Below are 20,834 nucleotides of genomic sequence, written 5' to 3' on the forward strand. Positions count from 1 at the left end.
CTGAACATTATCAAAATTTCTTTATAATCCTTTCAAAAGTATTAATATTTCTGCTAGTCATTTTATCTTTCAGGCTTTTTCTGCCAAGGATTTTCCCGAAAGTAGAATCCAGGGTTTGACCTTTTGGAACTTGCCAATAGAAGATTTCGTTGACAATTTTTCCCTGCTCGCCTTCTTCCTTCGTCGCTTTTTCAAATTCTTCCAATAAAGTTTCTTCTACTTTTTCACTGCCTAGAAAGACGTAATTGTGAAAATTTTCTTTCGCTGGAAACGGATCATTTTTGAAGATCTCATTGATTTCTTTTTCATTTTTGATGAAGAGAAAGGCATCGTAACTGAAATGGTCAGACATTGCTTTTTCTAAAATTTTCTTCAGATCTGCATTGTTTTTATCTGATTGAAAAAGAATGTTTCCGGAAGCCAAAACGGAAGACACATTTTCCACACCAGCGTCTGAGAAAACTTTGCAGACGTCCGCCATTTTCATATTGGTTCCTTTGACGTTGACGCCACGTAGAAAAGCGCAGTATTTCATAGTTGATGGTTGATGGTTGATAGTTGATAGTTGATAGTTGATAGTGAAATTAATTCTTATTTCTGGAAAATTTCTATATGTTGACAAAGTTTTAATAGAGATGCGAAACCCATAGCCCCGATTGCAGCGGCATCCTTTTTTGGCATTGCGCCAGAAGCGTGAATCAATATGCAAATGCCGATCGCGATGACAAAAAAGATATAGCGGAAAGCGGGATTAAGCTCCAAATAAACTTTATCAAAGTTAAAGTAAATGTGTAATAAAACTTTGTCTAAGATCTGAAACTTTGACAGTAAAACAAAAACGTCCCGAAGATTCCGAGACGTTTGATTGATTTATTGTGTGACCTTCATCAGTTTTTTCGTGATTTGATCCATCTTTTCTGCTTCGTAAGTGGTATCGTAATCTTTCATAATATCAAAGAGATAGGAGTAGAACGACGTGACTTGCTGCACATCATCTGCCTTTTTGAAAGCTTTCTCCTTGCCCATCTCGTGAAGATCCCTGATGAAACCATCGAATCTTTTGTCGATGACATTGAGTGAGTTTACGAGGTACGCATAACCTTTATCTTTTTGCCCGATTTTGTTGTAAGCATCGGAGACAGCGCCTACGACCAGTGAATATTCCATTGGTTTGGTTTTCATCTGACGGCCTGCATACACCTGGAATTTCGGCGATAACTTGGTGTAATAATCGTACTCGTTGAAGATTCCTTTTTTGAGATCTTCTGCCAGTTTGAGACCTTTTTGCTCCTGTCCGGCTACGATGTAAGCATAAACAATGGAACTCAGCGATCTTGGATCATCATATTTGGAAACCGGAATTTCGCGGCTTGCCAGATCCAGAATTTCGATGGCTTTTTTCTTCTCGCCTTTCAACACCAATGCTTCGGCAGCACGGCTTGCGGAAGATCTGTAGCCCACGATATTCTGCGTACAGGTTTCATCAAAATGGGTTTTCAGGTTTTTGAAATTACCCCATCTGTAATTTTTTACGGTTTTATAAAGTTCGTCCGGATTTACAAATCCAAGTTCTCCATCTACGGATTCCTCAGTTTTGATCGGAACCAATCTGTAGCTGAATCCGTCAAATTTCAGATAATTGGAAAGGAAAAACAGGTTGCTTCCGTCGTAGATTCCGCCGCTTGAAAAGTTAATCGGACGTTTCCAGTCGAAGTTCGCAAGGATGTCCATCATCAGCAAATTATTCTTGAACATACTGGATCCTTTGTAATTGATGACGATTTGCTTCTCTGCTTTCTGAGCTTCTGATGGTGTAATAATTCCGGCTTTAATGGCATTATTAATGTTTACAGGAAGTACAAATTTAGAAACCGGAAGGAAATTGAATTTCTCGTATCGTTCTTCTCCAAAGATCATTTTGATGATTTCGTCTTTCTCAGGCGACTTCATTTTCAGGAAGTTAACCGCTTCTTTCAGAGTCATAGAATCCTGCGTGAGGTATTTTCTGAATCCTGCCATCTCAGTATCCGGAATACCCTGATCTTTCATGTTGGCAAAAATATTTTCCCATTCCTGTTTTCCCATCAGGAATACCTGATCGTTGGAACCTTCACGGTAATCTTCGTGCGCCAAAGTCGAAGGAACAGGCATTGAATTGTATGTTCTTCTTTTCACCTGATCAATATTCCAAGGTGTGGAAAGCAATGTGAAATTGACCACTTTCACATCCGGACGGAACTCCTCAGTCTCCTGAATGGCCCAAACCGGATACGTATCATTATCACCGTAAACGAACATTATATCGTTTTTCGGAAGTGATTTCAAACTTGAATAAGCGTAATCGTAAGCGGCATATCGCTCGCTTCTGTCATGAACATTGTAATTCTGGAAGCCCATCATCAATGGAATTCCGAGCAAAATAACGCCGGTAATAATCTGAGCACCTTTGGTTTTCACTTTTTTCTGAAGCAGCCAATAGATTGCGGCAACGCCCAGCCCAATCCAAATCGCAAAAGCGTAGAAGGAACCAACCATCGCATAATCTCTTTCACGAGGCTCAAACGGTTTCATTCCTGTGTAGAAAACAATCATTACACTCGTTAAAATAAACAATGACAATATCGCATAGAATCTTCCAAAGTCTCTGTTCAGCTGGAAGAAAAATCCGATCATTCCTAAGATCAACGGCAGCATAAAGAATTTTACGGTGCTTTCATTCTGGAATTTTGCAGGCATTTCGCCCTGATCGCCCCAAAGATTATTATCGATAAATGGAATTCCTGTGATGAAGTTTCCATTCGTGTTTTCCATATGACCTTCCACATCATTCTGACGTCCGGAATAGTTCCAGAGTAAGTATCTTACAAAGTAGAAATAGTTCTGAAAGGTAATAAAGTAATCGATATTCTGAGCCAAAGAAGGACGCTGAACATTGATCAATCCGAACTGTTTTGCCTTCAGATAATCGTCCATTTTGATGGTTCCGTTCTCGTATTTCTGACGAAGCTCATCGAAGAACTGCTTTGCTTCTGGACTTTCAGAAACTTCTTCATTTCCATAATTAAAGGTGAAATCCGGTGCGCCGTACATTGAAATATAATTTGGCATCACAGATTTATCTTCGCTAAACATCCTTGGAAACAAACTCACGTGTTCCGGACTGAAAACATAATTGAATTTTTCGCCTACCAAACGATAACGCCCAGTTACAGGATCTTTCTCGTAAGTATCGCCTGTCTTTACTGTCTTGTAACTGCCGTCTTCGTTTTTCTGAATTCCGTTTGGATCAAGATAAGCTGTGTAATTTTGTCCATAGATCGTTGGCCAGTCTCCGTATTGTTCACGGTTGTAATAATCTAGCATTCCCAAAGCATTGTCGGGATCATTCAGGTTCATTGGTGGATTGGCGATCGCACGGATCGGAATGACCAACCAGCAGGAGAACCCGATCATCATATAAACAATTGATAAAGCAATCGTCTGATAAAGTGATTTTCCGGTTTTTCTTGTATAAGTAATTAATAAATAACAAAGGACAATTAAAATAACAAAAGCGAAAACTGTCCCTGAGTGGAAAGGTAATCCTAAACCGTTCACAAAGAACACTTCAGATTTCCCGAACAATGTCATAATCACAGGGAAAATGATTTTGAAAACAATGATCAATATTAATAAAGTCACCGCATTGGCAATCAAAAATGACTTCCAGGTGAACTTGTAATTTCTTGTGTAATAAATCAGACAAACAGCTGGTAGAGCCAACATACACATCATGTGAACACCTACTGACAATCCAATGATGAAGAACAATAGGATTATCCAACGTTCATTATCTTTTTCGAGATATTCGTTTTCCCACTTGGTAATCAGCCAGACAATTAATGCGATAAACATACTTGCCATTGCATAAACTTCGCCTTCAACAGCTGAAAACCAGAATGAATCTGAAAATGTAAAACACAAAGCACCAACGGCTCCGGCAAACAATGTTGCAATCTCTTCTGCAATCGTGATATTTTCGAATTCTCTGTTTAATAATCTTCTTACAAGATGTGTAATTGTCCAGAATAAAAATAGGATTGTAAATGCACTGCACAAAGCTGACATTGCATTGATGACCAATGAATAATTTTGCCCATCACCGAAAGCAAATAGTGCAACAACAGCGCCCACCAATTGAAACAAAGCTGCTCCAGGTGCGTGAGTTACCTCAAGTTTTACGGCTGAGGAAATATATTCTCCACAATCCCAAAAACTGAAATTAGGTTCGATGGTTGATAAATAGATAATGAATGCAATTGCGAAAACGACCCATCCTAGAATGGTGTTCCATTGTTTAAAAGTCCAGTTCTTCATATTATAACAAGAAATATCGGCGAAATTAACATTTTTGAATTAGTTATCGATGCTTTTAACAAAAATTAAACTTTAGAAATTTATATAAAATTCAGATTTTTCAAAGATTAAATTACAATATATCAGACTTATAACATATTAGTATGTCAAAACTAAAAAACATTGCAATTTTTTTTTTATTTTTGCAGACAGTTTTTGAGAGAAAAAATGATATAAAATGACGAATGTATACGATAATATTCTTGGTTTGATTGGCAACACCCCGTTGGTCAAATTGAATCACGTTACCAAGGACATTCCTGCGACAGTATACGCTAAGTTGGAGTCTTATAATCCAGGCCATTCTACAAAAGACAGAATTGCCCTTCACATCATAGAAAATGCAGAAAAGAAAGGTTTGATCAAACCAGATTCTGTCATAGTAGAAACCACGTCCGGCAACACCGGATTTTCTATAGCGATGGTTTGTATCGTAAAAGGTTACAAATGCATCCTTGCCGTAAGTGATAAAACAAAGGCTGAGAAGATCGCTTATCTGAAAGCTTTAGGCGCAACCGTTTATGTTTGCCCAGCTTCTGTTCCGGCAGATGACCCAAGGTCTTACTATGAAGTTGCAAAAAGAATTGCAAGAGAAACACCTAACTCGGTTTACATCAATCAGTATTTCAACGAACTCAATATTGATGCGCATTACCAAACCACTGGACCTGAACTTTGGAACCAAACGGACGGAAAAATTACGCACGTTTTCGCTTGTACAGGAACCGGAGGCACACTTTCCGGAACCGCAAAATTCTTAAAAGAACAAAATCCTGACATCAAAGTAATTGGTGTAGATGCAGACGGATCTATCCTGAAAACTTACCACGAGACAGGAAAAATTAATAAAACTGAAATTCACCCTTATCAAATCGAAGGTCTTGGAAAAAACTTGATTCCAGGTGCCCTTCTTTTCGATAAAATCGATGAATATGTAAGAGTAAATGACGAAATGTCCGCTTACAGAACCCGCGAAATTGCATTGAAAGAAGCAATTATGGGCGGTTACACAACCGGAGCTGTTACTCAAGCTTTGATCCAATACGCCAATTCCCACGAGTTTAAAAGTGATGATTTGGTTGTGCTAATATTCCCAGATCACGGTTCACGCTACATTACCAAAGTTTACAGCGACAAATGGATGGAAGAACAAGGCTTCATCAACAATTGTTTCCACAATTACGATGAGATCTTCAAAACAGAAATTATCAAATAACAATTCAAAATATTAATAAACCTTTTGGAAAGACAAAAGGTTTTTTCAGTAAATCAAAAAATATCAGTTAGAAAAATGGACATTTTTGAAAGAATAAAACAGAATCCAGGTCCTTTGGGACAATTTGCAGATTATGCAGAAGGCTATTATATTTTCCCACGATTGGAAGGCCCAATTGGTCCGAGAATGAAGTTCCAAGGTAAGGAAGTGATCTTCTGGAGCGCAAATGATTATTTAGGACTTTGCAACCATCCGGAAGTTCTTGAAGCCGATGCGAAAGCCGCTGCAGAGTACGGTATGTTTTATCCAATGGGCGCTAGAGCAATGTCTGGCGAGACCGATCAGCATTTGCAGTTGGAGAGAGAATTGGCAGAATTTGTTCAGAAAGAATCAGCTTATCTATTGAATTTCGGTTATCAAGGAATGGTGTCTTGCATCGATGCTTTGGTTTCCAGAAATGACGTGATCGTTTACGATGTAGATTCTCACGCTTGTATTGTTGACGGCGTAAGATTGCACTCTGGAAAACGTTTCACTTACAGACACAACGATATCGCTAGTCTTGAAAAAAACCTTCAGAGAGCTCAAAAAGTGACTGAAGAAACTGGAGGTGGAATTCTTGTAATTACCGAAGGTGTTTTCGGGATGAGAGGTCAGCAAGGGAAATTGAAAGAGATCATTGCGCTTAAAGAAAAATATGGTTTCAGAATTTTGGTGGATGATGCGCACGGATTTGGGACACTTGGCGCAACTGGCGCTGGTGCTGGAGAAGAGCAAGGTTGCCAAGACGAGATCGATGTTTATTTCTCTACTTTCGCTAAATCTATGGCTGGTTTCGGAGCGTTCCTTGCAGGAAACAAAGAAATTATTCGTTATCTGAAATTCAACCTTAGATCTCAGATCTTTGCAAAATCTTTGACAATGCCAATGGTGATTGGAGGTTTGAAGAGATTGGAACTTCTGAGATCAAGACCAGAAATCAAAGCAAAACTTTGGGAAAATGTTGAAAAACTTCAAGGTGGACTTAAGAAGATCGGATACAATCTTGGAGATACAAACACTTGTGTAACGCCTGTTTTCATCCAGGGAGGTCCTGTAGAGGCTATGCATTTGGCGAAAGATTTGAGAGAAAATTATGGTATTTTCACATCCGTTGTTTCTTATCCCGTGATTCCAAAAGGAATGATCCTGCTAAGGTTGATTCCAACTGCATCTCACACCGATGCTGAGATCAATGAAACTTTGACCGCTTTCGAAGCTATTTATGAAAAACTAGCAAACGGTTACTACAAAGATTTGGCAGACCAGCAAATGAAAGAACAGAACTTGCAGTTTAAAGAGATTTAAAACTCTTAAATTCAACATAACAAAAGCCTTTCGGAGTTAAAACTTTGAAAGGCTTTTTGATTTACTATTGATAAGATGATTCACTAAAAATCAGTATTATGATGCGATTGGAACAAAATTTAAAAAAAATTTTTTTACTATCGGTAGTAGATTTTATAAACAAAAAGATAGGATCCAGAATATAATAGATAAACCTGTACAAGTTGCTTTACTTATCAGGTAAGAGGGTAAAATCTTTTGCGGAAACAATTATAATTTTAGTTTTATTAATATTATCAAAATTGCAATTTGATCATTCTTAAAATCAAAAAACCCCACGTCGCAGATTATTAATCAACGCCCCAAGATTCAGGACCAAAGTGTAACGGATTCTGTAACCATAATCTTTGAACGATGGCTCAAAGCCTAAACTGGATGCAATTGGAAAATACACTTCTAAGAAATCAGGGACGACTTTTACCTTGATGCCGGAATCCCAAATGAACTTTGCTGCGTGATTTTTGTTCTTGTAAACACCACCATCTGCGTACAGATTGAACCATTTCCAAAGATGAGAATCGACATTCACACTCGTGATGAATTGATTGACCGAAGTATTGAATAATGATTTAAAACCACCTTCTGCCAAAATAAACTGCTGCGAAAGAATCCCTGAAGTGGCACTTTGTCCCAGCAATCCGTAAGAAAATGAGTAATTGGAAACGCGCGAAATCCCGTAATTGAAAAGATTATTTTTCGTTTCGTTTTTTACAAAATAGCCTGCAAACCAGCGAAAACTGATCTTTTTATTTTTAGCAAATTCCCAGCGGTAAAAGGCTTCGGCAGAAATCTTCTGGAAATCTTCCATCCACTGGATATTGGTGCTGATGTATTTCTCGTGGATCAGTCGGTTGTCCGAGTACGCATAACCGACATTCCAAAGGTTGTATTTTTCATATTCGTTATTGAGAATTCTGATCGGCGACAGTTCACGCTCATAATAATTGTAAGAAAAATAAAGACTTCTGCCAATCGCACTTCTTGGATTTTTATTAAAGTTCAATGAAGTTGATGCCCCAAATTTCTTATAAGCCAAATCATTATCATAATGAAAATAAGATCCCGACACGCCGAAATTCCAACTTCTGAAAAAACTGTCAGGCGGTAAAATTGAATATCCCAAACCGGCAGAACCAGTCAGTTTTCCTGTTCCGGAACTGTAATAGGGCGTCACGGAATAGTCAAATTTCTGATCAAATATTCCCTGATTTTTAAAATTCATTCCAAATAGAACTTTGTCATACGCATTGAAAGTAAGTCTTGGCGTAATGAAAATCTCATTGTATTCCGGATTCTGAATGTCTTTGATCAGCTTGAAACGGATCTTTTTCATATTGGAAAAAATCCCTTTTGTGTATATGTAATTATCTCTAAAGTTGGTTTCAGGAAAGATATAATCATCATTCAAAACAATTTTGTCAACCTGGTTTGATGGGACGGAAATAGTGTCTTTCTTTCGGTCATTTCCATCCTTCCAATAAGTCGTTTTCTCGCTTGCTTTGGTTTCTGTTTCAATTTTTAAAGGAATAATCTGGTTGTTGTTTTTATGAATATTAACCAGATAATTTTCTTTTTCATTATCAAAATTTTTAAGATTGAAATTGATTCTGTGTTTCTCGGCCATCATTTGTTTCAGAAAAACTGACTTTCCCTGACTCTGATTTTCAAGGGCTTTCAGGAAGTCATTGCCGGCTATTTTGTTTTGATAATTTGAAGAAAAATATTGTTTTAAAAAAGTATCAAAAGAATCCGTTCCCTGATATTCGGAAATGTAATTTAGGAGACTTCCTGTCTCAAACTGACTGATAGCCGTCGTATTGAAGTTGCTCAACTCATAGAAAGGCGTGTCGATTTTCTGATCCAGATTCTGAGTATAAATATAATGATACGCCAATCCATAACGTTCATTCAGTTTAAGTTTTGAAGCGTGAAATATTTTTAATGGTTTGATTCCGAAGATATTGGCATTATCTGCAAGATTTCCAATGAGTTTGTGGTTTGGATAATTTTGTTTGAGATATTGGATTTCCAGATACGACTTCAATCCATTTTTCAGCCAGTGATCTTTTGTTTTATCAATCACAAAATATTCATCCATCACTTTTTTGGAAATGGTGCTGAAATAATCCAAATCTGTCTTTTCATAATCCGTAAACATCTGGAATTTGAATTTCCAGAATTTGATATCATCAATGCCGATAAACTCCTCCTTCTTCATAAACTTATCAGTGATGAAAAGCTTTTCGGGAAGATTTCCGGTTTTTGATTTGATGAATGTGAGATTGTTCGTCAAAACAGAATTCAATATCTGACGTTGATATTCCGTAGGTTGATAGCCCAAATCGACTTTCACATTTTGTCCGTCGATATTTAACGAAAAATCAGGATATATTTCTCTTGAGATTTGAAATTCGGGATCGTTGACAGATTTTCCTTCAAATTGAAACTCATTGTTCTGAGGAAGATTGGAATAGATTTTCCAATTCTCGGGGATTTCAAAATTAACCTTCCAAAATGAGCCTGCGTTGGCAGTTTCCTCAGTATCACGATAGAAAGAATTGCTTTGATTTTCATCCTCAAAAGTCTCTGGAACCAGGAAAAAGTATTTCAAAAGAATATGATTGGTGTTGATTCCATATCCCGTAAATCTTGCGTCAGGAAGCTTAATCTGATATTTTAAATTAATGGTAATACTTTCGCCTGGTTTCAAACTTTCAGAAAGCGGAATGAAGATATTTTCCTGCTTTGTGTTCAGGATTTCGGAAAAGTTGTTGTTGTAAGAGTATTGCAGACTTTCCAGTTTTCCCAGCTGATCGTCTTTAGCAAAGTAAAGATCACTTTTACGGTCTTCAATCTTGCGTTTAAGAAGTGGCGTTTTCCTTTTCTGATATGCCGAAACCCAATTCAAAAGCTTGATTTGATTAATGGATTTCTGATGCGGATTATGATAAACCAAGGTCTGTTCTACCGAAATCGATTTCTGATCGTCATTCAGTTTGACATTCAACCGAATGCTGTCTTGCTGAGCCATCGCCCAGAAATTAAAGAAAAACGAAACCAGGACACAAAAAAGACGCTTCATCAGGAACAATCAGTACTTATCAAAACTACTAATTTTTTCTTGATGTAATGCGATTTATAATTGTTAAAGTTTTTTGTTCCTACTAACGTTGTCAATCTGAGGTTTTCGAAGAGATATAATAATGGAAGCAACGCTTTTTCTTTATAAATGTATTATGTCGAGTTTATAAAAAAGATAATTGCAAATGTACAATCTCAGACTGAAAAAAATGGAAAAACCCTTTCAGAGTTCAAAACACTGAAAGGGTTATAATAAGAATATTTATATTTTTTTACAGCGTTTCCAAATACGCCTTCCAACCTTCGTTTTTATAACGCAAAGCTTCCTGCTCCGGTTCTTCGGATTTGTAAATGCCACGTCCAACGATGATAAAATCGGTTCCGTAATTTTTGATGACGTGTTCCGGAGAATTGTATTGCTGACCTTTGTCATCCCCAGTTTCTCCAAGATTGACGCCAGGCGTAAACAATAAAAGTTGGTCAGAAATCTCATTTTGAGCCACGCAACCGATAATGCTTGGATGACTTTCAATCACTTTAAGCGCTTCTTCGCGGTAATGAGAATCGGTCAAAGTTCCTTTGGAAGACATTCCTAAGATTGCGACGACGCCAACATTCATAAAGCAATCCAAACTCTTGCTTCCGCCGATAACGTGAGAAGTTACGAGATCTGCCCAATTGGAGATCTTGTAAGTTCCATAAGAAAATTGCAGTTCCTGCGTGTTTCCGATGTCAGCAAACTTGCGGTCTTCCATCAAGAGGAAGTTGTGTTTCGTTGCCAAATCCTTCAATGGAAGAATGGTTTCGTCGGCATCAAAATCATTCAGAATATCGATGTGCGTTTTCAAGGCCACAATGTGAGGACCAACAAAATCTGCGAACTCCAATAATTCTTTTGTAGTAATGAAATCTGCAGACGCAATGAGGTTTGACCTTTTTTCAATCGCAATTTCAAGGATTTTCTTGGCGAAAGAATGTTCGGCAACTTCCAATTTTTGCTCGTAGGACAATCGTTTTTTCTCTTCGAAAACTACTTGATTTCCACTCACAAAATCCTGGATTCTAGCCACTTCATCCTCATCGATATAATTCACTTCTCTCAAGATTTCAACGACTTCAGTAATATTGAAGAGTGAATGCACTTTGTAACCTTTGGCTTCCAATTTTTCTTTTCCGCCTTGTTGTCTGTCCAAAACCACAACGATGTCGGAAACTTTGATACCTTCATTTTCTACCTCGTCAATGGTTTCTACAAGTGATTTTCCGGAAGTAATAACATCCTCTACTAATAAGCAGTTTTGTCCTTTCTCATAAATGCCTTCAATCAGTTTTTTGGTGCCGTAAGCTTTAGCTTCTTTTCTTTTGATTATCAATGGGATAAAACTTTCCAAAGACATTGCTGTCGCCATTGGAAGTGCAGCGTAAGGAACACCACAAATGATATCAAAATTATCCAAAGGAAGCATTTCCAAAAGATAATTGGCCAATTTTTTCAAGATCTTTGGGTCAGACGCGAGCGGACGAAGATCCACGTAAAACGGACTTTCAATCCCGCTTTTCAGTGTGAAACGCCCAAATTTGATGATCCCAAGTTTGTAACACTCGAGGAAGAATTCTTTTTTACTTTCCATTTACTTTTCTTAGATTTCTACAAATTTAAGGCTATTTTTTAAACCACAAAAGGCACAAAAGCTATAGTTATTTCTAAGTTTATCAAAAGTGCAAAAAAGCAAAAGGTTTTGCAAGTCAGCTTTTTTGCTCTCTTAAAAGTTTTGCATTTTAAATTTTCTATTGTGACTTTTGTGGTTTAAATTTCTTTCCACTTCGGATTCACGGCAAAAATCTTTTCATTGATTTTACACTTCTCAGAATGCGCACCTTTCAAAAAACCAATGCTCATCAGGAATTCTCCAACAATTTCACCACCTGTAAACTTGAAAGTTTTTTTGAACAATTTTACCCATTCTTCCTTGGTTTTCGGATGGTGATGTTCCAGCCATTTTTCGAAAGAACCAAATTCCTTTTTCAATTCCAAAATGGTTTTCGCATTTTCAATGGCAGCGTTTACTTTTAATTTATTTCGGATGATTCCAGGGTCGGACAACAATCTTTCGCGGTCTTTTTCCGTGTAAGCCGCAATTTTTTCGATACTGAAATTGCTGTAAGCTTTTCGGAAAGAATCTTCCTTTTTCAAAATCGTTTCCCAGCTCAATCCAGCTTGGTTGATTTCCATTATTAATCTTCCGAAAAGTTCATCATCATTATGAATCGGAAAACCATAATGGTTGTCGTGGTAATTTTTGTGCAATGCTTTTCTTTCTTCCGGTTGCATTGTTTCTATGGCGGCGCAATATGACATTTTATGAGATGTTAGATGTTAGGTTTTAGAAATTAGATTTATTTGAATAGGTTTTCAGTTTTATTAAGGAACTTGTCCATTGTTACTTTGATATCGATGTCCATTCTGTCGGAAAGGTTGATGATCCACCAAATTGATTCAGCAAGTTTATGTTCCAATTCTTCATCAGAATTAGCTTTGGACCAAGTTTTCTCGTGAGACATTGTATTTCTTCCAACCAATCCTGCATCGGACAAAAATCCCAAAGCGTCCTGTTCTATTGTCCAGACTTTTCCGTTTTGTTTCAGTTCCAGCTCGTGGTATGATTTACGGATTTTGATTGACCGTTCTATGATTTCATTAAAATTATCATTTGTCATTTTTGTAATTATTTAAAACAAAAATACAAACAAAATTGATGGATTTAAGTTCCATTTTCTTAAAATCCTTATCTTCGTCCAAAGCTTTTTTAAAATGTACAAATCACTATTTTCTTCCTTTTTCCTTTTCTCTTTCGTCTTGTTCAATGCTCAAATCGAGGAGAAAAAACTCGACGAACTGATTCAAAACTCTCTTAAAACATTTGACGTTCCAGGAATGTCGGTTGGGATTGTGAAAGATGGAAAAGTGATTTATGCCAAAGGTTTCGGTGTTCGTTCGCTTAAAAATAATCAGCCAATGGACGAGAATACTTTGGTCGGAATTGCGTCTAACAGTAAAGGTTTCACTTGCACCGCTTTGGCGATTTTGGCAGATGAAGGCAAGATCAACTGGGACGACAAAGTCAGCAAATATATTCCGGAATTTCAAATGGCGGATCCTTACGTTTCTCAAAATGTGACCATCAAAGATTTGATAACGCACAGAGCTGGGCTTGGTTTAGGACAAGGTGATTTGATGTTTTTTCCAGAAGGCGGAAGTTTGACCGTGAATGATATCGTCCATAATGTTCGATATTTGAAACCTGAAAATCCTTTCAGAACGACTTTGGATTACAATAATATAATGTTCATCGTTGCTGGTGAAGTAATTCACAGGGTTTCTGGTTTGCAATGGGCAGATTTCATCGAGCAAAGAATTCTGAAACCTGTCGGAATGACTGCAAGTTTCGGCTCTTACAACCGAGCAAAAAATTCCCAAAATATCATCGATGCACACGCACCAGTGGATGGAAAAGCGATTGCGGTTCCACACGATTGGAACGAAACTGCGAATGCGGCAGGCGGGATTATGAGCAACATCAAAGATATGACGACCTGGGCAGATTTCCTTCTGAATGGTTTTGTGACCAAAGATGGAAAACGCTTGGTTTCCGAGAAAAACGCGCACGAACTTTGGAGCCTTCAGATTGCTGACAAAGTTGGAGCGACTTCGCCTTACGATACGAAGTTTTACGGTTATGGATTGGGTTGGTTTCTGAGCGATGTGAAAGGCCATTTGCAAGTTCAGCACAGCGGTGGTTTGATTGGAACGGTAACGCATTTTACCTTGATTCCGGATATGAAACTGGGAATCGTGGTTTTGACCAATCAACAATCTGGTGCCGCTTTTTCTACGATTACAAACTCGGTGAAAGACGCTTATTTGAAAGTTGAAAACCGTGATTGGCTGAAGCTTTATGGCGAGAGAAGCAAGAAAAATGACGAGCTTTTTGCAAAGCAGAAGAAAGAGATTTACGACAAAGCTTCGAAGTTCAAATCTGAGTTGAAAGATGACCAATTCATCGGTTGGTACAAAGACGAATGGTTTGGGATTGTTGAGGTATCCAAAGTTGGAAAAGGCTACAGAATTATCTCTAAATCTTCGCCAAGACTGAAAGGCGATTTGATTCCATATTCTGCCAATTCTTTTGTGGTGAAGTGGGATGATAGAAGCTATGATGCTGATTCTTTTTTCATTTTAAATTTTGATGAAAATGGAAAAGCCGTTTCTGCGAAGATGAAACCAATCTCCGATGTGACGGATTTTAGTTTTGATTTTGAGGATTTGGATTTGAAGAAGATTAATTAGAATTGAGATTATAAAAATGTTTAAAATTAATAAGGACAATTACGATAATTATAAATTTATCTTCACAGTTATTTGGGAATTTCAAGTTAATTTGATGAATATAGATTTAAATCCTGAATATTCTCCAATCAGTATTTTAAACCAGTGGGAAAAAGAAAGTGAAGCTAAAGCAAGAAGAGGATTACGTGAAGGATTAATTGATGTTTTGACTGGTATCAAAGATTTGCCCAACGAATTATTGATAGAATTAAATTTAAAATTAACTTCCTACAAACTACCTACGATTGAAATATTAACATCACAAATAAAAAATCTTCCTGCGAAAATTCTTAGTAGAGGGATTATAAAAAATGTAACTGAGTATTATATTATTAAGGAAGTTCTTGATGATTTAGATTATTCAATAACTGATATGGAGAGACAAAAGTTGGCAATAATACTATTTGAATTTGAGAAAAAGCAAATATCGTAAATGAAAAATTATCCACTTGATGTTTTTACAAAACCACAAAAAAGAAATCACAGACAAAGGATTCACAATTATAAACGACGTTTCTTTTGAGCAAGAAATCAATCAAATCATTAATGTCATTGATTCCATCGATACTTCAAAGGAAACTTTCAGGAAATCGGAAGACCTTTTTGCTATCAGACAATTCTTGAAGGAAGTTCCGGAAAGTCATCGATTTATCTTTAATGATAACATTAAGCAAATCATTAATGAAGTTTTTGGGAATGATTATTTCGTTGTCAAAAGTATCTATTTTGATAAACCTGAAAAATCCAATTGGTACGTTTCCTATCATCAGGATTTGACGATTTCGGTCGATAAGAAATTAGAATTAAATGGTTTTGGACCTTGGACAACGAAGCAGAATCAATTTGCTGTTCAACCGCCAATTGATTATTTGAAAAATATCTTCACGATTAGAATCCATTTGGATGACACTGATGAGAATAACGGCGCGTTGAAAGTTGTTCCAAATTCCCACAGCAAAGAAATCTACCGACCGGAAACCATCGACTGGAATGTGGAAACCGAGGAAATCTGCTCCGTAAACAAAGGCGTAATTATGATTATGAAACCATTAATTCTTCACGGCTCGAACAAAACCACCAACAATCAAAAACGCAGAGTCATCCACATTGAGTTTTCCAATATCGAATTGCCTGAGGAAATCAATTGGTCGGAAAGATTGAATTGAAATTGAATACAAAAAAGGCTTCCTAAATCAGGAAGCCTTCTATTTTTAATAAAAACTCAGATTAGTTTTTAATTACTTTTTGAGATACTTTTTCTCCGTTTACTGTACCAGTTACGATGTACATACCTTTTGCAAGAGAAGACACGTTAAGTGTAGAACCTTCTGTTACTTTAGCAGTTTTCACAACTTGTCCAGCAGCGTTGATGATTTGGATATCTGCAGTCTTAGCGAAAGCGATAGACTCATTTACTGAAGTATTTTTTACCAAAGTAGAGTTAGCTTTTGTAAAATCAGCAACAGCAAGACCTGGAGCTACTGTTCCTGTAAGAACTACATCATCCACACTGAAAGTTCCTGTTGTAGCCTCAGCACCATAGAAATAGATTCTAAAAGTTACAGCACCAGGAGTAAAAGAACTTCCTGGAGATACTGTACTTCCGTTTTGTCCTAAAGAAATATCATTTACAAAATGAAATGAATTAGTTGGAACAACTTCAAGTTCTGCATTTGCAGGGCTGATAGATGCTGCCAAATTTGTTGCATAATTGTCTACACTAGATCTTACAACATAGTTTCTTGGACCTGTTCCAGACCTTTGTGATCTGAATGTAATAGAAGCAACAGATATTGTATTGGTTGCTGAAGGTGTTAATGTAACTTGGAAATACTTAGTCAAATCAGGAGCCGTAGCAATTGTTCCATTAGTCCAAGCAAATCTGTTTCCAGTAGTTGTAGCTTCAAGACCACTTGCTGTAAAAGGAGAGATAGTTAGGTTACTTCCTACTAAATCACCGTTATCAGGAGCTGGAGCTTCTGTAAAGTCATAAGTAGCTGTAAAAGTTTGAGCATTAGAAAAGATTGCCAGTGAAGCAATACTTAAAATTGTAAAGATTTTTTTCATTTTATTAAAGTTTAAAAATTAGTTGACAAAAATAAGGAAAAAATTGCTCTAATATATAAAGAGCAATTTTTTAACATTTTTTATTATTATTTTTTGATAATTTTCTGAGAAACAGTTTGTCCGTTTACAAGACCTGTAACTACATAAGTACCTTTTGGCAAAGCAGAAACGTCTACTCTAGAGTTGTCAGAAACCTCAGCAGTCTTTACAATTTGACCAGCTGTATTGTAAACTGACACTTTTGCAGAAGCTCCGAAAATTAATTCGTTTGCTACGATTGTATTTTTTACCAGGTTAGCTTTTCCTTTTGTAGCATCTACAACAGCCATTGTAGCGCCATCATAAACTTTTACATCATCGATTCTCCACTCTGTAGTTGTTGTACCAGTGAATCTGATTGATAATGTTGAAGTCGAAGGGATAGTTCCTGTTGGCGTTACCAATGCCCAGATTGAAGTACCTGTACCAGTAGCTCTGGTGTAAGTAAGAGGTGTCCAAGTTGTTCCGTTTGAACTTACTTCTACAGTCAATTCGTTGTTTGCAGCGTTTCCACCTTTTCTCTGTCCGAAAGAAAGTCTTACATTACCTGCAGAAATAGCGCTTGTATTGATGTTAGAGATAATGAAAGTCTCTCCTACTGCATTTACCATTACGTTGTTACTTCCAGATGCACCAGTGTAGTCTGCAGCAGCAGATGCATTTGAAGTTCTTAGGTCAGCAGTTCCTGCGTAAGTCCAAGTTCCTGAATTTTGAAAACCAGCATATGCAGATACTAATGGATTACCAGTAGCTCCAGTTCCCATGTTTTCGCTTTGAGCGCTTACAGTTGCAGTTAAAGCAACTGCTGCTAATAGAGAATAAAATTTTGTCATAATATAAAATTAAATTGTTATCGTTTTTTGTTTCGTTTAACTTGTCGCAAATATAAAATTTTATATCGGACTACAATTTTAGAAGGTGATTTCCCGTTTTAAATAATTGTTAATTCGTCCGATAGCCTATTATTAGTACTTTTACAGATCATAACAAAAGGGTGCACAAGATAAACAAAATTTTTCTGTTAATATTGATTTTTTTTGCGTTAAATCCCTTTAACGCACAGATTTTCAGTTGGAAAAACCCCAATATCCTGCAAGATTCCCTTAAAAAAGACAGCGTACTGGTTTCAAAACTGAATCAGGATTTTTTCACCAAAGACACGCTTGACTTCATCAAAAAACAGAATAAAGTGATTTATGATGAAGAAGTACTGGTGAAAAATGACAAGAAAAGAATCCTGGGCGAACTCAATTCCAAAGGTTCTATCATCAGAGGAATTACATTTGGAAACAATCAGGGATCATCGGTTCAAAGTTCTATGGATATGCAGATCTCGGGAAAACTGAGTCCTGATGTGTCTATTCTGGCATCAATTTCGGATCATAATCTTCCCGTGCAGGCGGATGGTTACACGCAAACTTTGCAGGAATTCGATAAAATATACCTTCAGCTCAATATCAAAAATCACAGCATCATCCGCGCCGGACATCTGGATCTTAATGATGAAACCACCTATTTTGGGCGTTATCAAAGGCGAAGTATGGGTTTGCAATTCCTCACTGCCTGGGAAAAAAATGGTAACAAAACCTCAGTAGATGTTTCCGGTGGCGTTGCCAGAAGTGAATTTTTCCGGATGCGTTTCCAAGGAATTGAAGGAAATCAGGGACCCTACAGATTGACAGGAAAAAATGGTGAACTTTTTATTACAATCATCTCAGGATCAGAACAGGTTTTCATTGATGGCATATTAATGAAACGCGGCGAGAATCAGGATTATATCATTAATTATAACACCGGAGAAATCACGTTCACAAGTTTCAGACCGATCTATAAACAGAATTTTATCAACGTTTCTTATAATTATACCAACCGTAATTATACAAGATTCTTAATTACAGGAAACATCAAACATCAGCGTGAGAAGTTGAAAGCCGGATTTAGCTGGTTTATGGAAAATGACAACAAGAACGCACCACTTTCCCTCAACCTTAGTGAAGAAGATCAGCAACAGCTTGTAAGCGCCGGAAATGATCCAACATTGATGTACTCGCAATCTGGTGTGGAAACGGAATATGACGTCAACAAAATCCTGTACAAAAAGATATTCTCCGGCAATTCCTTTTATTATGAATTTTCGACGGATCAGACTCAGGTGCTTTATCAGGTTTCATTCACTTACTTCGGAAGCGGAAAAGGCGATTATCAATTGCAGCAGACTACGAACAACGGTCGTGTTTTTCAGTACGTCGGAACTGGCTTGGGCGATTATCTGGCGGTTCGGAAGTTGCCGGCGCCGGAAAAATCGCAGGTTTATTCCGCAAATGTAGAATATGCTTTGAATGAAGGTGTCATCGGAACAGATGTGTCTTTAAGTAATTATGACCTCAACGCATTTTCTTCAAAAGATAATGATCAGAACCTCGGTTATGCAGCAAGAATCTATGCCAACAAAACATTCCGGAAAAACACTTGGACAGGAACTCCGATGGTAGAATATCAGATGATTCAGAAGAATTTCCACATTTTGGATCGCATTAACAATGTTGATTTTTGGAGGGATTTTAATTTAACTAATGAGTTTAATCAGATTACTCAAAACCGTTTCATTTTCTCTTTCCTGAATGACTTCAACAAAACTTCAAAAATCAATTATAAGATTAATTACCTCGAAGAAAAAGATTCTTATAAAGGCATCAAAAATGATCTGGATGCGCTCTGGAAAATTGGAAAATTCAACAATCTTGCAGCGATTTCTTACCTTGACACCAAATCTACCGATCTCAATACAACCTTCATCCGTGGCGCAGTTTCTACAGAATTAGCCGGCAAGAAAGGAAGCTGGATGCTGGGCGGATCTATGGAAAAAAATGAGAAAAAATACAATCTGACACAGACTTTGGATGTGACGAGTTTCAGCTGGAAAGAACTCTTTATTCAGAAAAAGATTGCAGACTCTGTCAGAACCAAATTATTGACCAAAGTGTATTTCCGCAGCAACGATTCCGTGCAGGAAAACAGTTTGCAGAAGATGAACAATATTTTGGGCATAATGGCAGAAAGCCAGATCATCAAAACAGAAAAGACCCAATTGTCCACTTTGGTGCATTACAGAAAATTCTTTTATGAGAATCAAAATTTGGCAACCGATCAGAATCAGGATTTTGTGGTGGGAAATGTTTTGTACAACCAGCAGCTTTTTAAAAACGGAATGCGGCTTCAGTTTTTCTACGAACTCGGGAATGGACAGGAAGCGCAGCGGGAATTCCAGTACATCAAAGTGACAGATGGACAAGGCGTTTACAAATGGACAGATTACAACAATGACGGCGTGCAGCAACTGGACGAGTTTGAAGTGGCGGAATATGCAGATTTGGCTCAGTTTATCAGGGTTTACACCAACAGCGTGAATTATCTGGCTTCGAATAAAAACAAACTTCAACTGGCATTATTTGTCAATCCATCCGTCATCATCAGTTCTCAAAACGAATTCCTGAAACGCTGGAACTTCAATCTGTCATTGCTTTCTCAGAATTCTTATCTTAAAAATGATCAGGTTTTGGTTTGGAATCCGTTCAAAAAAGAATCAGATCAATTGCTAAGAACACAGAATATTTTAGCCTCGGCTATTTTTAATTCTAATGACAAATCGGGCTGGAATGGAAGCTACCGATATACCGATAATGATAATTTGGTCAATGCCAATTTCAGCAATGAAGCGCACGGACAGAAATCACACTTCTTGAATGTCGGTTATTCTTTCACAAAATCATTCCGTACAGACTGGGAAAATTCCCTGCAGAATGTGACCAACAGTTCGCAGGTTTACAACACAAGAAATTACCTTCTTGAAAACTGGGAAACGAAACCAAAAGCAACTTATAAACTCACAGAAACTCTGCAGACAGAACTCTTCGGAGCACTCAGACAAAAGAAAAGAACGGACGGCGAGGAATTGCTGAAAACTTATGAAATCTCAGGAACTTTGCAGTGGGAGCGTTCAAAAACATCAGTCAGAGCTAATTTTTCTTTTATTAACAATGATTTTACCGGCAACAATTTCAGCATTGTCGGAAATCAGATGCTGGAAGGTTTGAAAGTTGGGAAAAATCAGGTTTGGTCGCTATTTATCCAGCAATCCATTAATTCTTTCATTCAGCTTAATGTCAATTATGAAGGCAGAAACTCCGGCGAAAGAACTATCCATATTGGAAGTATGCAGATTAGGGCGAGTTTTTAAGTTGGAGTGTCGGGAGTTTGAGAGTT

14 protein-coding genes are annotated in these 20,834 nt (G+C 37.3%); 6 read left to right on the plus strand and 8 right to left on the minus strand.

All coding sequences use genetic code 11. The features are described 5' to 3' along the window. Positions 1 to 10 precede the first annotated feature (10 nt). Positions 11 to 535, minus strand: a complete 525-nt coding sequence (locus tag LUD75_RS09360) for a DUF1697 domain-containing protein (RefSeq protein ID WP_232705409.1) — start codon at positions 533 to 535, stop codon at positions 11 to 13. A gap of 335 nt (positions 536 to 870) precedes the next feature. After that, entirely contained in the window at positions 871 to 4,356 is a 3,486-nt protein-coding gene (locus LUD75_RS09365; protein ID WP_232705410.1) for a DUF2723 domain-containing protein, read from the minus strand. A 217-nt stretch (positions 4,357 to 4,573) separates the two neighbouring features. On the opposite strand from LUD75_RS09365, the gene LUD75_RS09370 reads away from it, so the two are divergent. Together LUD75_RS09370 and LUD75_RS09375 are read left to right on the plus strand one after the other, a co-directional pair. Continuing rightward, positions 4,574 to 5,611: a cysteine synthase family protein gene (locus LUD75_RS09370; protein WP_232705411.1), complete on the plus strand. Its 1,038-nt coding sequence runs from the start codon at positions 4,574 to 4,576 to the stop codon at positions 5,609 to 5,611. A gap of 75 nt (positions 5,612 to 5,686) precedes the next feature. Continuing rightward, positions 5,687 to 6,958 carry a pyridoxal phosphate-dependent aminotransferase family protein gene (locus LUD75_RS09375; protein ID WP_232705412.1) on the plus strand — a complete coding sequence of 424 codons (1,272 nt, stop codon included), beginning with the start codon at positions 5,687 to 5,689 and terminating at the stop codon, positions 6,956 to 6,958. Between the two features lie 304 nt (positions 6,959 to 7,262). Here LUD75_RS09375 and LUD75_RS09380 read toward each other — a convergent pair whose 3' ends face one another. From LUD75_RS09380 to LUD75_RS09395, 4 genes are all read right to left on the minus strand, one after another. After that, positions 7,263 to 10,079 (minus strand): aminopeptidase, encoded by a 2,817-nt coding sequence (locus LUD75_RS09380; protein ID WP_232705413.1) that lies wholly within the window; start codon positions 10,077 to 10,079, stop codon positions 7,263 to 7,265. A gap of 271 nt (positions 10,080 to 10,350) precedes the next feature. Next, a complete protein-coding gene (pyrF, locus tag LUD75_RS09385) occupies positions 10,351 to 11,709 on the minus strand; it encodes an orotidine-5'-phosphate decarboxylase (protein ID WP_232705414.1) in 1,359 nt (452 codons plus the stop codon). Positions 11,710 to 11,885: 176 nt separating this feature from the next. Further along, positions 11,886 to 12,437 carry a DNA-3-methyladenine glycosylase I gene (locus tag LUD75_RS09390; RefSeq protein WP_232705415.1) on the minus strand — a complete coding sequence of 184 codons (552 nt, stop codon included), beginning with the start codon at positions 12,435 to 12,437 and terminating at the stop codon, positions 11,886 to 11,888. A 38-nt stretch (positions 12,438 to 12,475) separates the two neighbouring features. Beyond that, complete coding sequence (locus tag LUD75_RS09395; RefSeq protein ID WP_232705416.1) at positions 12,476 to 12,796, minus strand: MazG-like protein; 321 nt, start codon at positions 12,794 to 12,796, stop codon at positions 12,476 to 12,478. Positions 12,797 to 12,890: 94 nt separating this feature from the next. Here LUD75_RS09395 and LUD75_RS09400 point away from each other — a divergent pair, with 94 nt between their 5' ends. Genes LUD75_RS09400 through LUD75_RS09410 form a run of 3 tightly spaced genes read left to right on the plus strand, consistent with a single transcriptional unit; the run spans position 12,891 to position 15,631 of the window. Beyond that, a complete protein-coding gene (locus LUD75_RS09400; RefSeq protein ID WP_232705417.1) occupies positions 12,891 to 14,426 on the plus strand; it encodes a serine hydrolase in 1,536 nt (511 codons plus the stop codon). A gap of 16 nt (positions 14,427 to 14,442) precedes the next feature. After that, positions 14,443 to 14,898, plus strand: coding sequence for a hypothetical protein (locus tag LUD75_RS09405; protein ID WP_232705418.1), 456 nt, complete (start codon positions 14,443 to 14,445; stop codon positions 14,896 to 14,898). Positions 14,899 to 14,917: 19 nt separating this feature from the next. Continuing rightward, positions 14,918 to 15,631 (plus strand): phytanoyl-CoA dioxygenase family protein, encoded by a 714-nt coding sequence (locus LUD75_RS09410; protein ID WP_232705419.1) that lies wholly within the window; start codon positions 14,918 to 14,920, stop codon positions 15,629 to 15,631. 61 nt (positions 15,632 to 15,692) lie between these two features. Here LUD75_RS09410 and LUD75_RS09415 read toward each other — a convergent pair whose 3' ends face one another. Beyond that, a complete protein-coding gene (locus LUD75_RS09415; protein WP_232705420.1) occupies positions 15,693 to 16,532 on the minus strand; it encodes a T9SS type A sorting domain-containing protein in 840 nt (279 codons plus the stop codon). A gap of 86 nt (positions 16,533 to 16,618) precedes the next feature. Then, positions 16,619 to 17,404 carry a T9SS type A sorting domain-containing protein gene (locus LUD75_RS09420; RefSeq protein ID WP_232705421.1) on the minus strand — a complete coding sequence of 262 codons (786 nt, stop codon included), beginning with the start codon at positions 17,402 to 17,404 and terminating at the stop codon, positions 16,619 to 16,621. Between the two features lie 194 nt (positions 17,405 to 17,598). On the opposite strand from LUD75_RS09420, the gene LUD75_RS09425 reads away from it, so the two are divergent. Further along, entirely contained in the window at positions 17,599 to 20,808 is a 3,210-nt protein-coding gene (locus tag LUD75_RS09425; protein ID WP_232705422.1) for a hypothetical protein, read from the plus strand. Positions 20,809 to 20,834 lie beyond the last annotated feature (26 nt).

This window comes from Epilithonimonas sp. JDS, from assembly GCF_021261315.1.
Classification (GTDB): domain Bacteria; phylum Bacteroidota; class Bacteroidia; order Flavobacteriales; family Weeksellaceae; genus Epilithonimonas.